The organism is Mumia sp. ZJ1417 (assembly GCF_014127285.1).
In the GTDB taxonomy this organism is placed as follows: Bacteria; Actinomycetota; Actinomycetes; order Propionibacteriales; family Nocardioidaceae; genus Mumia.
This window is the reverse complement of record NZ_CP059901.1, coordinates 2,820,368-2,834,181: the sequence shown is the minus strand read 5'-3', so window position 1 is coordinate 2,834,181 and position 13,814 is coordinate 2,820,368. Positions and strand designations below refer to the sequence as shown.

The 13,814-nt window shown below is 71.0% G+C and carries 10 protein-coding genes; 3 read left to right on the top strand and 7 right to left on the bottom strand.

The genetic code is table 11. The annotated features are described in order from the left end of the window. Nucleotides 1-79: 79 nt before the first annotated feature. Nucleotides 80-4,015 carry a metallophosphoesterase gene (locus H4N58_RS13725; protein WP_167250233.1) on the bottom strand — a complete coding sequence of 1,312 codons (3,936 nt, stop codon included), beginning with the start codon at nt 4,013-4,015 and terminating at the stop codon, nt 80-82. A gap of 207 nt (nt 4,016-4,222) precedes the next feature. Between H4N58_RS13725 and glpK the strand changes: the two genes are divergently transcribed. The 3 genes from glpK to H4N58_RS13710 all read left to right on the top strand — a co-directional run bounded on the left by glpK (nt 4,223) and on the right by H4N58_RS13710 (nt 8,512). Next, entirely contained in the window at nt 4,223-5,740 is a 1,518-nt protein-coding gene (gene glpK / locus H4N58_RS13720) for a glycerol kinase GlpK (protein ID WP_167003979.1), read from the top strand. A 1-nt stretch (nt 5,741) separates the two neighbouring features. Next, nucleotides 5,742-7,493, top strand: coding sequence for a glycerol-3-phosphate dehydrogenase/oxidase (locus H4N58_RS13715; protein WP_167003978.1), 1,752 nt, complete (start codon nt 5,742-5,744; stop codon nt 7,491-7,493). A gap of 194 nt (nt 7,494-7,687) precedes the next feature. Then, nucleotides 7,688-8,512 (top strand): pseudouridine synthase, encoded by an 825-nt coding sequence (locus H4N58_RS13710; protein ID WP_208322903.1) that lies wholly within the window; start codon nt 7,688-7,690, stop codon nt 8,510-8,512. Between the two features lie 7 nt (nt 8,513-8,519). Here the strand turns inward: H4N58_RS13710 and H4N58_RS13705 are convergent, their stop codons facing one another. The 6 genes from H4N58_RS13705 to H4N58_RS13680 all read right to left on the bottom strand — a co-directional run bounded on the left by H4N58_RS13705 (nt 8,520) and on the right by H4N58_RS13680 (nt 13,690). Then, nucleotides 8,520-9,089 (bottom strand): hypothetical protein, encoded by a 570-nt coding sequence (locus tag H4N58_RS13705; protein WP_167003975.1) that lies wholly within the window; start codon nt 9,087-9,089, stop codon nt 8,520-8,522. 45 nt (nt 9,090-9,134) lie between these two features. Continuing rightward, on the bottom strand, nt 9,135-10,181 hold the full coding sequence (locus tag H4N58_RS13700) for a biotin/lipoate A/B protein ligase family protein (RefSeq protein WP_167003973.1): 1,047 nt from the start codon (nt 10,179-10,181) through the stop codon (nt 9,135-9,137). Between the two features lie 49 nt (nt 10,182-10,230). Next, entirely contained in the window at nt 10,231-10,884 is a 654-nt protein-coding gene (locus tag H4N58_RS13695; protein WP_167003972.1) for a TetR/AcrR family transcriptional regulator, read from the bottom strand. Nucleotides 10,885-10,897: 13 nt separating this feature from the next. After that, nucleotides 10,898-11,581, bottom strand: coding sequence for an ABC transporter ATP-binding protein (locus H4N58_RS13690; RefSeq protein ID WP_167250237.1), 684 nt, complete (start codon nt 11,579-11,581; stop codon nt 10,898-10,900). Further along, nucleotides 11,578-12,711: an ABC transporter permease gene (locus tag H4N58_RS13685; protein ID WP_167250239.1), complete on the bottom strand. Its 1,134-nt coding sequence runs from the start codon at nt 12,709-12,711 to the stop codon at nt 11,578-11,580. The genes H4N58_RS13690 and H4N58_RS13685 overlap by 4 nt, the downstream gene beginning before the upstream one ends. 85 nt (nt 12,712-12,796) lie before the next feature. After that, nucleotides 12,797-13,690 carry an SDR family NAD(P)-dependent oxidoreductase gene (locus H4N58_RS13680; RefSeq protein ID WP_167003965.1) on the bottom strand — a complete coding sequence of 298 codons (894 nt, stop codon included), beginning with the start codon at nt 13,688-13,690 and terminating at the stop codon, nt 12,797-12,799. Nucleotides 13,691-13,814 lie beyond the last annotated feature (124 nt).

Here is a 13,814-nt window from a genome sequence, read left to right as displayed (position 1 = left end):
CCTTCCAGGAGGAGCGGGGAGGGCGTCGCCCGGGCGCGGTGGCCGGGGCGACGCCCATGGACCTCAGGAGCTCACAGCCTCAGTCGCCTCGCTTCCCCGCGAAGTGCGGCCACGCCGGGTGGTCCGGACCGAAGTGGCCCGGCCGCCCGTCCGCGTCCTTGGTCACGAAGACGCTCGGCAGCGACGACGTCTCGCCACCGCCCGAGGACCGTGCGGTCACGAACCACGTGTGGACCGTGTCCGGCCGCAGCCTGGTCCACTGGACCGACGCAACCTCGCCCGAGTCCACCGTCGTCGAGGCGATGACGTCCGAGGGGACGTACAGCGCCAGCGCGTCCGTCGAGAACGTCGTCGCACGGCTCGAGAGGTCGACCGGCAACACCGTGTCGTCCTCGGAACCGTCGTACCGGGCGTCCGGGTCGAAGTCGTTCGCACCGAAGTCGTCCAGGAACGGCGAGTACGTGTCGACCACCATCTGCGACCGCTCCACGTCGAACTGCAGCATCCGCAGGAAGCTCGCGCCGAAGCGCAGCCGGTCGGTCGGGAGATAGCCGCCGATCTCGGTGAGCCCGAGCCGGTCCGCGTCCACCGTGTACGCCTGATAGTCGGCGAGCAGCTCGACCACGCCGTGCCCGACGTCGCCGACCTTCGGCTTCACGTTCGTGCCGACTCCGTGCCGGTGCCCGGCGAGCACCAGGAACACGTTCGGGTTGTCGAGCACGACCGTGTTGAACAGCGTCGACCCGTCCGGCGCCGCCAGCTCGGAGTCGCGGCCGTCGGCACGGACCGACGGCGTCAGGTAATCGTGCGTGAGCAGGATGCCGTTGCGGTCGGGGTAGGCCTTAAAGACGGACTCGGCCCAGTTGGCCTCCTCCTTCGTCACGCCGAACGACAGCCCGACCACGACGAAGTCCAGGCCGCCGGCGCTGAACAGGTCGTAGTGATTCTGGTTGTCGCCCTCACGCCACGGACCGCCGTACGACGCGTGCTCCCAGGATGCGGCCGCGGACGCGTAGCGACCCGGACCGTAGTACTGGTTGAACGTCGACTCCGGTCCGATCTCGAGACCGCGCTGGTTGTCGTGGTTGCCGGCCACGACACCGTTCGGTACGCCGGCGGCGTCCAGGATCCCCTGCGCCCCCGAGGACGTCTCGAACTCGCCCGTGATCTGCTGACGCATCTCGTCGGTCGTCGGTGCGTTGATGTTGTTCTCGGTGATGTCGCCGGTGTGCGCGACGTAGGCGATCTTGCGGTCGTCGGCGTTCTCAGCGATCCACTCGGTGAGCCTCGTGTACGCCGTCGCCCACACCGCACGCTCGGCCGCCGTCTCCTGCTCGACCGCACCCTCGGACAGGTACTGCGTGTCCGTGTAGTGCGCGATCGCGAAGTCGTACCCGGCCGGGTCGGCAAAGCTGGTGTCGACGGTGGACTCCAGGTCGTCGGCGAACGGATCCTCACCGGTGACCATCGCGTGCACCTTGCCGCGGTCGACGTAGTCGGCGTCGATCGTGGCGTCGAGCACGGTCGCGGCACCGACGCTGCCGGGGGAGGAGGCCACGACGTCCCACGCGCGGGTGTCGCGGTTCCACACCCGCAAGGACGCCACGCGCTCGGGGTCGATCGTGCCCTCCCACCTCAGGACCGGCGCCTCGACCCGGCCGCGGACGGCGATGTCGAACCGCTGGAACGTCACTCCGGACCCGCGGGGCGCAGCCAGGGTGCGGTCGTCGCCGGGGGCGAGCGTACGCAGGTCGCGTACCCCGTCCTCGCCGGCGACCTGGAGGGTCGTCGGCACCGCATCGGCCGTGCCTTGCCAGCCACGGTGGGGCTCGAGGATCTCGGCCTCCGAGAACGTCGCCCTGACCGGGCCCCCGTCCGGCTCGGCGACCGTGGCCGAGAGGGTCGCCGTGCGTGCGACGTCGCGCGAGCCCGAGGCGGGCGCGAGGTCCGTCGGCTCGTCCGGGATCCCGGCCGACCTGAACACGACGCTCCGGGCAGCCGTGTTGCCGAGCGCGTCCGTCGCGGTGACCGCGAGGGTGTGCTCGCCCGCCGACAGCCCGGGACCGACCACGGCACCCTGCTCGATCGGCTCGCCGTCGAGCGTGAGCACCGGGCCGTCGCTGACCCCGGAGGCGTCCTCGACCTCGACCGCGAGGACCGTTGCGGCGGTGATCGTCTCCCCGGCCGCCGGCGCGCTGGACGCGACCGCCGGGGCGGTGTTGTCGGTGACCAGCGTGCGCGTCGCCTTCTCGCCGGTGGTCGACGCGGCGACGACCTGGTGCTCGCCGTCGGCGAGGTCGGCGGTCTGCACGTCAGCGCGGCGCCCCCGCGCCGCGGCGTCGACCTCGAAGTGCAGGTCGACCTCGGTGAACGACGTGACGTTCGAGCCGCAGCCGCCGTCGCCCATGCCGTAGGTGGGCTTGAGCCCGATCGGTGCCGCCGACCCGTCGGCCGGGACGAGCTCGACGTTCGAGAGGACGAAGTCGTCGCGGTTCGGGCACTCGCCGGCGTACGTGCCGGTCACGATCTCGACGACGTTGTGCCCCGGCAGCAGCCAGTCGTTGGGCACCGTGATCCGTGCCCGCTCGCCGGCGTAGTTCTCGACCTCCTGCCGCATGCCGTTGACCAGAAGGTAGTTGCCGGCCGCGGCGTCCATCGCGTTGCTGCCGACGTCGAAGGCGAGGACGGCGTCGCCGGAGCCGAGGGTCTGGTACGTGCTGACACCCGTCGCCTCGACGTCGAACCGCAGCTCGACCTCGCGTGGCTTCGTCGACGACCCGCAGTTGCCGTCGCCGAGGGAGTACGACGCCGCGACGTCGACCGGTGTCGCCGTCCCCTCGCTCGGGGTGAGGGCCAGGTTGGCGATGTCGAAGTCGTCGCGGTTCGCCCCGCAGGTCGAGCCGATGTCGCCCGTGACGACGGTGAGCGTGTTCCGACCCGGCACCAGGTAGCGGTTCGGCACGGCCAGGTCCACCCGCGTGCTCGCGTGGTCACCGCCGAGGGAGACCGTGTGACCGTTGACCCGCAGGGAGTTCTGGTAGCGGAATTCGATCGCGTTGCTGCCGACGTCGAAGCTGAACGTCGATGCCCCGGTGCCGAGGGTCGTCCTGGTCGGCGGCGCCTTCCCATCCACCGTGATCGACCCGACGCCACCGTCCGAGGCGGCCGGCTGGGAGGCGATCACGGGCTGACGCCCGTTCGCGAGCGTGCCGTCGGTCGGGGTGAGGGAGGGGGCACCGACCGGCGTGTTGTTGACGCGGACGGCGTTCGTCGTACGGGCGCGGGACCTGGTGGTCGCGACGATCTTGTGACGCCCGTTCGCCAGGGTCGTCGTGTCGACCTCGGCGGACAGGCCCGTCGTCCGTCGCGGGTCGCCGTCGACCGTGAAGGTGAGCGTCGCCGTCTTGGTCAGTCCGGGGTTCGAGCCGCAGGAACCGTCGCCCATCGCGTACGTGTACTCGTTCTTCTCGCCGTCGGCCGTCTCGCCGAGTAGCTCGAGGTCGACGTCGGAGATCGTGAAGTCGTCGAAGTTGACCCCGCAGTCGGCGTCCCGGCCGCCGGCCTGGAAGACGACGGTGTTGTCGCCGGCGACGAGGAACTCGTTCGGCACCTCGAGGGACACGCGCTCAGAGACGGCCGTGCGCGGAGGGTCGATGCGGTGTCCGTTGACCTCGACGTGGTTGCCGAACGCGGCGTCCATCGAGTTCGTGCCGACGTCGTACACCAGGTGGGAGACACCGAGCGTCGTCTCGGCGACGACCGGTGTGCCGTCGACGGTGAGGCCGGTTACCGAGTCGCCGGCGGTCACGGGCGTCGCGGCGAAGGTGGCCGTTCCTTCCAGGAACGAGCCGTCGGCGGGGGTGAGCAGCGGAGGTGAGAGGGGTTGAGGTCGCGCGGCGGAGGCCGGGCCGGCCATGGCGATGCCGGCTGCGACCACGGCGAGACCAGCTGCGGCGGCGATCCACGGGCGCGGAGTTCGGGGGAGACGGTGCTTCCCGATCGTGTGTAAGCGCATGGGCGCACACGTCCTTCCTGTCGTCGTCATGAGGAGTGGGCGCCCGCCCCCGGAACGCGGGAGCCCGACGAGACGTTCTCGGACGCCGATGAACTCGTGCTGATCTTCAGGCGACCGTGAGACAAACAACGGGACATGACGCGGAGCAGGTGCCTCTGTGGCCGCTTCCTGTCGCTCAACCGCTGCGCGACCGTGTAGAAACGTTCCATGGCCGACTTCGTGGGATCTGTGGACCAGGGCACGACCAGCACCCGCTTCATGATCTTCGACCACGACGGCAACGAGGTCGCCCGTCACCAGCTCGAGCACCAGCAGATCCTTCCGCGCAGCGGCTGGGTCGAACACAACCCGGTGGAGATCTGGGAGCGCACCAGCGCCGTCGTCCAGACTGCACTCGCGAAGGCGAGCCTGACCGCCTCCGACCTCGCCGCGATCGGCATCACGAACCAGCGCGAGACCACCATCGTCTGGGACCGCCGCACCGGACGCCCATACGCGCCCGCGATCGTCTGGCAGGACACCCGCACCGACCGGCTCGCGTCGCGGCTCGAGGTCGACGGGCACGGCGAGACCATCCGTGCGAAGGCGGGCCTTCCTCCCGCGACGTACTTCTCCGGCGGCAAGATCGCCTGGATCCTCGAGAACGTCCCCGGCGTTCGCGCGGCCGCCGAGCGCGGCGACGCGCTGTTCGGCACGACCGACTCGTGGGTCACCTGGCAGCTCACCGGCGGTCGGCGCGGCGGCGTCCACGTCACCGACGTGACCAACGCGAGCCGCACGATGCTCATGAATCTCGAGACGCTCGACTGGGACGACGAGCTGCTCGAGATCTTCGACATCCCTCGCGCGATGCTCCCCGCGATCCGCCCGTCGTCGGTCGCCGACCCGTACGGGGTGACGCTGGAGACCGGCCCGTTCGCCGGCGAGGTCCCGATCACCGGCGTGCTCGGCGACCAGCAGGCGGCGCTCGTGGGGCAGGTGTGCTTCGCGCCGGGGGAGGCCAAGAACACCTACGGCACCGGCAACTTCCTGCTGCTCAACACCGGCACCGACATTGTCCGGAGCAAGGCCGGCCTGCTCACCACCGTCGCGTACCAGCTCGGCGACGACGCTCCCGTGTACGCGCTGGAAGGCTCGATCGCGGTGACCGGCTCGGCCGTGCAGTGGCTGCGCGACCAGCTCGGCATCATCTCCGGCGCCGCGCAGTCCGAGGCGCTCGCGCGGCAGGTCGAGGACAACGGCGGGGTCTACTTCGTGCCCGCATTCTCCGGGCTCTTTGCCCCGTACTGGCGCTCGGACGCCCGCGGCGCGATCGTTGGCCTCTCCCGCTACAACACCAACGCGCACCTGGCCCGGGCGACGCTGGAGGCGATCTGCTTCCAGTCGCGCGACGTCGCCGAGGCGATGCGCGAGGACTCCGGTGTCGCTGTCGACGTCCTCAAGGTCGACGGGGGAGTGACCGAGAACGAGCTGTGCATGCAGATCCAGGCCGACGTGCTCGGGACCACCGTCAGCCGCCCGGTCGTCGCCGAGACCACGGCGCTCGGCGCAGCGTACGCAGCAGGCCTGGCGGTCGGCTTCTGGGAGAGCACCGACGAGCTGCGGCGCAACTGGCAGGAGTCGAAGCGCTGGGAGCCGCAGTGGGACGAGGAGCGGCGTGAGCAGGCGTACGCCCGCTGGAAGAAGGCCGTGCAGCGGACCCTCGACTGGGTGGAGGTGGACTGACGTGCGGCCCCTTGCGCTCGACCACGCTGCCCGCGCGGATGCGCTCGCTGCCCTGCGTGCGACGGCCGCTGCGGACGGTGTGCCTCTCGACGTGCTGGTCATCGGCGGCGGAGTGGTCGGCGCCGGCTGCGCGCTCGACGCGGCGACCCGCGGGCTGACGACCGGGCTCGTCGAGGCGCGCGACCTCGCCTCCGGCACCTCGAGCCGCTCGTCGAAGCTCATCCACGGCGGGCTCCGCTACCTCGAGATGCTCGACTTCGCGCTCGTCGCCGAGGCGCTGGCCGAGCGCAGCCTGCTCGTCGAGCGCCTCGCCCCGCACCTCGTGCACCCGATCCCGTTCCTCTATCCGCTCACGCACCACGGGTGGGAGCGGGCGTACGCGGGCGCGGGCGTCGCGATGTACGACTCGCTGGCGTGGGCGTCCGGGCAGTCGCGAGGCGTCCCGCGACACCGGCACCTGACCCGGCGCAAGGCGCTGCGGCGGATGCCGGCGCTGCGCAAGGACGCGCTCGTCGGCGCGATCGAGTACTACGACGGCCAGGTCGACGACGCGCGCCACACGATGATGCTGGCGCGCACGGCTGCCTCGTACGGGGCGCACGTCGCGACCCGTACGCGCGTCACGGGCATGCTGCGCGAGGGCGAGCGCGTGACCGGTGTCGTGGTGCGCGACCTGGAGTCGGGCGAGGAGTTCGAGATCCGGGCCGCACAGGTCGTCAACGCGACCGGCGTGTGGACCGACGAGACGCAGGCGATGGCCGCCGAGCGCGGGCAGTTCCAGGTGCGCGCGAGCAAGGGCGTGCACCTCGTCGTGCCGCGCGACCGCATCCAGGGGGAGGCCGGTCTGATCCTTCGTACGGAGAAGTCGGTCCTGTTCGTGATCCCGTGGAAGCGGCACTGGATCATCGGGACCACCGACACCGACTGGTCGCTCTCGAAGGACCACCCGGCCGCGTCGCGTACGGACATCGACTACCTGCTCGCGCACGTCAACACGGTGCTCGCGACGCCGCTCAGCTATGCCGACGTCGAGGGCGTGTTCGCAGGGTTGCGGCCGCTGCTGCGCGGCGAGTCCGAGGCGACGTCGACGCTGTCGCGCGAGCACGCCGTCTCGCACTCCGTGCCGGGGCTCGTGGTGGTCGCGGGCGGCAAGTACACGACCTACCGGGTCATGGCCCGCGACGCGATCGACGCCGCCGCCGACGCGCTCGGCGGGCAGCTGTCGCGGGCGATCCCGCAGTGCGTGACCGAGGACGTGCCGCTGCTCGGAGCCGACGGTTTCGCGGGGCTCTGGAACCGGCGCAGGCTGCTCGCGCGGCGCAGCGGACTGCACGAGGTGCGGGTCGAGCACCTGCTGCGCCGGTACGGGGCGCTGGTCGAGGAGGTGCTTGCGCTGATCGCGGACGACCCGACGCTGGCGGAGCCGCTCGGCGGTGCCGACGACTACCTTCGGGCGGAGGTTGTCTACGCGGTCACCCATGAAGGCGCACTGCACCTCGACGACGTGCTCACGCGTCGGACCCGGATCTCGATCGAGACGTTCGACCGCGGGACGGCCTCGGCCGAGGAGGCCGCCGCGTTGATGGCGGGACCGCTCGGGTGGGGTGCCGAGCAGGTCGCGCGCGAGGTCGAGCACTACCTCGCGCGGGTGGCTGCCGAACGCGAGAGCCAGACGATGCCGGACGACGAGACGGCAGATGCCGCACGGATGGGCGCACCCGACGTCGTCCCGGTGGTGCCGCGGGTCGAGTAGCTTCCTCCCGGGACGTCATACGAACGGAGGGTGATACCCCTCGATTCGTATGACGTCCGGGGAGGAGCGACGAGCGGCACCTCCGTACGATCGAAGCCGTGCCTCCCCGCTCCCCACTGCCGCCGCGCGACGGTCTCAACGCCGTCTGGCTGCGCACCCCCGACCGTGGCCGCGAGCCGGAGGCCTGGACCACCATGGGGGAGTGGCTGCGCTGGCGCCTGCCGGAGAAGGTCGACGTGACCGCGATGCTCACGGCCGAGCGCATCGTGGACGCCTCCGGCGCACCGGTCGCCGATGCCGCCCCGTACCGCCCGCACACCTTCGTCTGGTTCTACCGCGACCTCCGCGAGGAGGCGCCCGTCCCCGGTGAGCTGCACGTGCTCCACCGCGACGAGCGCCTCGTCGTCGTCGACAAGCCGCCGTTCCTCGCGACGATCCCGCGCGGGCGACACGTCAAGGAGAGCGTCGTCGTACGGCTGCGCGACCAGCTCGGCCTCCCCGAGCTGTCCCCCGCGCACCGCCTCGACCGGATCACCTCCGGCGTCCTGGTCCTCACTACCGAGCGGCGGTGGCGTGGCCCGTACCAGCTGGTCTTCCAGCGGCGGCAGGCGAGCAAGATCTATCGCGCCTTCGCGCCCGTCGACCCCGACCTCGCGCTCCCGACGACGGTGACCAACCACCTCGTCAAGCGGCGCGGCTCGTTCCAGGTCGAGGTGGTCGCAGGCGCGACCCCGAACGCGATCACCCGGATCGCGCTCGAGGGCCGCCACGGCGACCACGGCGTCTATCGCCTCGAGCCCGAGACCGGTCGTACGCACCAGCTCCGCGCGCACCTGTACGGCCTCGGCATCCCGATCGTCGGCGACCCCGTCTATCCGGAGGTCCTCGACGTCGACCTCGACGACTTCCGCCACCCGCTGCAGCTGCTGGCGAGCGAGCTGGCGTTCACCGACCCGGTCGACGGGAGCGAGCGCCGGTTCGTGAGCCGTCGCACGCTCCCGCTGCACGCCGAGGAGTGAGCGCGGCTCAGTCGTGGAGCGTCCCGACCGCAAGGACGGTGACGCGCGGGGTGACCGAGAAGCCCTCACCGCCGCTGCACTCGACCCAGACGTCGCTGGTCGCCGTCACCGTGAACGCGTCGGACACGGCCAGCGTCGCGACGGCGTTCGCCCCGGTCAGGAAGGAGCCGATGCCCGAGCTCCCGGTCGGCGAGTCCTGATGCCAGACCCAGCACTGTGCGGTCGCCGACGCCCTGCCGAAGTAGACGGTGCCGTTGACGACGTACGAACCCGCCGGCACCTTCACCGCCTCCGCACGGTTGAGCGCGCCGATCCTCCATGCGTCCGACGGTCCGCGGGCACCCGCGACGCCGGGCGCACCCCGAGACCCTGCAGGGCCCCGGACGTTGATCGCCTGCTTCTTCGACTTCTTCGGGCACCTGCCCTTGGCGTCGGCCGAGCGCACGACACCCTTCTTGGTGGTGCAGACCTTCACGGTCTTTGCCGACGACGCGGCAACAGCGACGGTGGTACCGCCGGCGACCAGGCCGACGATGACACCTGCGGACACGAGGACCGCCGTACGTGAGAGCGACATGCGCTCACGATGACGGAGCCGTGGCCCGTGCGGGTCCCCGTTGCGTCACGGCACGCGCGCGGTCCACTCCTCGGTGCCGTACTTGCTGCGCGCCAGCGCCTCCATCTCGGCACGTGTCGCCTCGTCGACGCCGACACGAGTGAGCCCGTAGCTGTCCGCGAAGTGGCCCACCATCGCCCGTACGACCTCGTCGCGCGGCATGCCGGTCTGGCTCTTGAGCGGGTCCACCCGCTTCGCCGCGCTCGCGGTGCCCTTGTCGGACAGCTTCTCGCGCCCGATCCGCAAGATGTCGAGCATCTTGGTCGCGTCCATGTCGTACGACATCGTCACGTGGTGCAGCACCGCGCCGCCGGCCAGGCGCTTCTGCGCGGCGCCGCCGATCTTGCCGTGAGGTGTGGCGATGTCGTTGAGCGGTACGTACGAGGCGTCGATGCCCAGGCCTTTGAGCGCGCGCAGGACCCAGGCGTCGAGGAACGCGTACGACTCGGCGAAGCTCATGCCCTCGACGAGCGACGCGGGGACGTACAGCGAGTACGTGATGGTGTTGCCGGGCTCGACGAACATCGCGCCGCCGCCGGACATCCGCCGTACGACCGTCACGTCGTGGCGTGCAGCGGCGTCGAGGTCGACCTCGTTGGACAGCGACTGGAACGAGCCGATGATGACGGCGTTGGACGCCCACTCCCAGAAGCGCAGCGCGGGCGGCCGCTCGCCCCTGGCGACCTGGGTCGCGATCACCTCGTCGAGCGCCATCTGCTCGGCCGGGTGCAGCGGGCCCGAGTCGACGAGCGCGAACGCGTGGTCGTGCCAGGACGTCGAACGCCCGAGCGCCCGGGTCACCGCGAAGCCGACCGCACGCGGGTCGAAGCCGATCATCGACGCGCCGGCGAGCGACCCCTCAACGGCGGCCGCGTACGAGGTGACCGACGCGTCGGCAGGCATTCCTTCGAGGGCTCCGGTGATCCGCTCCAGGGCCTCGTCGGGCTCGAGGAAGAAGTCGCCCGACAGCTGGACGTCCTTCAGGTGGTCGCTGACGATCTCGAGGTCGATGACGACCAGCTTGCCCCCGGGAACCTTGTACTCGCCGTGCACCGCGACCTCCTCGTCGACCGACCGACGCGGGCGCGTCGGTCCGACAGGGTCAACGCCTGCGGGGCCCCTTCGCTTCCCCGGGCAGGTCGGCTTCCCCGGGCAGGTCGAGGTAGGCGCCGATGAGCCGGCGGAGCAGCTCGAGGGCCTCCGTACGGGACAAGGACGGGGCATCGCCGTGGCCTGCGTGCGCGTCGTCACGTCCGTACGTCGCGCACACCTGGACGATCAGCGCGTTCACCAGCGAGGCCATCTGGTCGACGTGCGGCTCGCCGAGGTCGTGCAGGGCAGCGACCAGCGGCTCCTGGAGCTCGGCGTGGAACCGCTGCATCGGGGCCTGCAGGACGGCGGGCTCGACGACGCTGCTCAGCACGTGCGCGACCGCCTGCTCCGAGCTGGCGAAGAGGTCGATGTTGGCCGCCATGTACTCCCAGACCCGCTCGCCCGGTGCCTCGGCCGCCTCGACGCGTTCGCGGACGTGGCGTGACCACTCGGGGAACACGTCGGCGACGACGCCCGCGAGCAGCTCCCCACGCGACGGGAAGTACTGGTAGAGGCTCGGCCTCGCCATCCCCGCCCGCTTGGCCACCGCCCCTAGCGAGGGCGCCTCGCCGGTCTCGGCGATGAGGGCCCGTGCCGCGTCCAGGATCGCCCGCTCCTGGCGACGGCGGTGCTCGACCACCGTGGGCGCCTGGATGCGGGGCACGGGTCCTCCTGGGTCAGTCGGGCGACGCAGCAGGGACGCCGAGTCGTCCGTCGATCATCTCGTAGACCCGGTCGCAGTGGTGCAGCACGTCGTGGTCGTGCGTCACCATCACGGTGGCGACACCGTGCTCGTGCGTCTCGCGAGCGAGCAACGACACGATGTCCTGGCTGCGTTGGCGATCCAGCGCAGCTGTGGGCTCGTCGACGAGGAGCAGTCGCGGGCGGGTCACCAGGGCACGGGCGATCCCGACGCGCTGCCGTTCCCCGCCCGAGAGCTGGTGGGGCCGACGGCGCGCCTTGTGCCCCATCCCGACCTCGGCCAGCAGGTCGTACGGGTCACGGGGCTCGGAGACTTTGCCGAACGTGAGGGGAAGCCGGATCTGGTCGATCGCGGTGAGCGCGGGGACGAGGTTGCCGCTCTGAAAGACGAAGGCGAGCCGCTCCCGCCGGATCCGCGCCAGCTCGCGGCGCGAGGCCGTCGCGAGGTCGACCTCGCCGACGCGGACCTCGCCGGAGGTCGGGGTGGTCAGGGCGCCGGCGACGGCGAGCAGGCTCGACTTGCCGGATCCGGACGGCCCGACGATCGCGACGAGCTCTCCGGGCGCGACACGCAGGCTGACGGCGTCCAACGCCGTGACGGTGTCCTCGCCGTCGCCGTGGACGAGCGTGACGTCGGTGAGCGCGAGTGCGGGGGTCATCGGTTGCCTCCGAGTGCGGTCAGCGGGTCGACCCGGGTGACGCGGACGACCGCGACGGCGGCTCCGACGACACCGAGGGCGATGAGGAGTGCGGTGGCGGCGGCGATCGGACCCGCCTCCAGGGCGAACGGCATGGGCGTGGAGGCGAGGGCGGCGCCACCGGCGAGGCCTATCCCGACGCCGACCCCGGCCGAGACGATCAGGAGGATCAGGGACTGCAGCAGGCTGTCGCGCAGAAGATAGCCGGTGCTCGCTCCCATCGCCCGCATCACCGCGATCTCCTGACGGCGCTGGATGACGAGCACGGTGAAGAACGCGCCGACGACCAGCGCGGAGATGGCATAGAGGAAGACCTGGATCAGCTGGAGGGTCGACGTCTCGGCGGTGTACCCGGGCGAGGCTCCGAACGACTCCTCGAGGGTCATCGAGGTCGTCGACGCGGCTTCGTCTCCCGCAGCGAGATCCACGTCGTCGCCGTCAGCGGCCCGTACCGCGACGGCGGTGAACTCGTCGTGCACGTGCGCCGGTACGGGGTCTCCCGTCCGTACGCCGGCGCGGACCTCCTGCCACGTGGTCAGCGGCACGTACGCCACGTCCACGTGCCCGTACGTGTGCTGGCCGTCGAGGATCCCGACGACCCTGAGTGCCGTCCCGGTGGGCTCGATGCGGACGACGTCGCCGAGCGCGATGCCCTCGTCGGCGGCGGTCTCGCTGATCACGATCCCGTCCGCCTCGTCGCCGAGCGGGGCGCCGGTCGCGGGGGAGGGGGCGAGGAAGGAGTCGGTCTCGACGCCGAAGAGGGCGAGGTCGACCTCGGTGCCGTTGTCGGCGCGCGCGTTCACCAGGGTATTGCCGAACGGCGCCGCGTCCTCGACGCCCGGACGGTCGGCCCACGCCTCGACAGCCTCCGACGACACGACGCTGCGCGAGAACGCCGAGTCCTTGGCAACGTCCTGCTGGAACGCGAACGAAGTCACCGGGACCTTCTTGAGTCCCGAGACGCCGTCGTTGACCAGTCCGACCGACAGGCCCGACAGCAGCACCATGAGGATGGCGATCAGGGCCACCACGGATCCCATGAGGGCGAACCGCCCTCGAGCGAACACGAGCTCACGAATGGCGAGAAACATCATCACGTCCTCATGCGAGAATTAACCGACACCATGTCGACAACATATCGACGGGATGTTGGGAACATACGTGAGGGTGGTGGCCCTACGCCGATGAGACGGTTCCCTCGTGGGCCGCGAGGATCGCACGGGTGGCCGCGGCGAGCCGGTCCGCGCCATGCGGGTCGAGTGTCCTCAGGCTGAGCGGCAGTGACGTCTCGCGGTCGATCGCGCTGAGCGGTGCGCGCGGCGGCTCCTCGATGAACCGGTGGAGGGGAGCGACTGCCCTCTCGACGGGGCGTGCCGCCAGGGCGGCGAGTGCCCGCAACGTCACCCTGAGCGCCGGTCGCAGCGGGGTGAGGTCGCCGCTCTTGGTGAACCCCGGGTGATAGAGGACGTACGGAACCGGGTTGTCCGGCTCTGCGGCGAACATCACCCCGAGGAGGTCGTTCGCACGTGCAGCCTGCAGCTGTGCGGCCACCATGCCGTACTCGCCCTCGCCCTCGAGCTGGAGATCGTCCCAGTGCAGGCGCCCCTTCGTCATACCGACGCCGGCGACGTTGACGATGACCGGCGTCCGGCTCCGGCGCAGCAGGGGACTGAGCTCGTAGCTGAGCAGGTAGCGGCTGAGGTAGTACACGGCGAACACCTGCTCGAGGCCGTCCGCGGTGACTGTCCGCCTCGGAGCCTGGCGGTTGGCGAACAGGGTGAGGGCGTCGACAGCCTCGTGACGAGCCGCGATCCGCCGAACAGCCGCACGGGTGTCGTCGATGCTGGACAGGTCGACCCGCTCGAACTCGAGCGCCCCTGTGCCATCGAGCCGAGCGGCCTCTTCCAGAACGCGCTCTCCCTTCTCCCTGTTGCTGCCGAGGACGACGACCGTGTCTCCACGGGCGGCCCTGCCGAGGGCGAGGGCGCGCCCCATCCCGTCCGTCCCTCCGCTCACGACGACCGTCCGCGGTGTCCTGTCGCCCCTCGGGGTGACGGCTTCCGGGCTCATGTTCCTCCTCGACTCGACGGTGGTTGCCACTAGCATCGAGAACCTTCGGCGAGTGCGGAAGGAGGCAGTTGAATGTCCGGTACGCACGCGGATGTGCCTACCCTTGTCGACACGCCCTTGCCCG

Coding starts and splice junctions, on each gene's coding strand:
- H4N58_RS13725 (WP_167250233.1), bottom strand. CDS start 4,015: ATGCGCTTACACACGATCGGGAAGCACCGTCTCCCCCGAACTCCGCGC.
- glpK (WP_167003979.1), top strand. CDS start 4,223: ATGGCCGACTTCGTGGGATCTGTGGACCAGGGCACGACCAGCACCCGC.
- H4N58_RS13710 (WP_208322903.1), top strand. CDS start 7,688: ATGGGGGAGTGGCTGCGCTGGCGCCTGCCGGAGAAGGTCGACGTGACC.
- H4N58_RS13705 (WP_167003975.1), bottom strand. CDS start 9,089: ATGTCGCTCTCACGTACGGCGGTCCTCGTGTCCGCAGGTGTCATCGTC.
- H4N58_RS13690 (WP_167250237.1), bottom strand. CDS start 11,581: ATGACCCCCGCACTCGCGCTCACCGACGTCACGCTCGTCCACGGCGAC.
- H4N58_RS13685 (WP_167250239.1), bottom strand. CDS start 12,711: ATGTTTCTCGCCATTCGTGAGCTCGTGTTCGCTCGAGGGCGGTTCGCC.
- H4N58_RS13680 (WP_167003965.1), bottom strand. CDS start 13,690: ATGAGCCCGGAAGCCGTCACCCCGAGGGGCGACAGGACACCGCGGACG.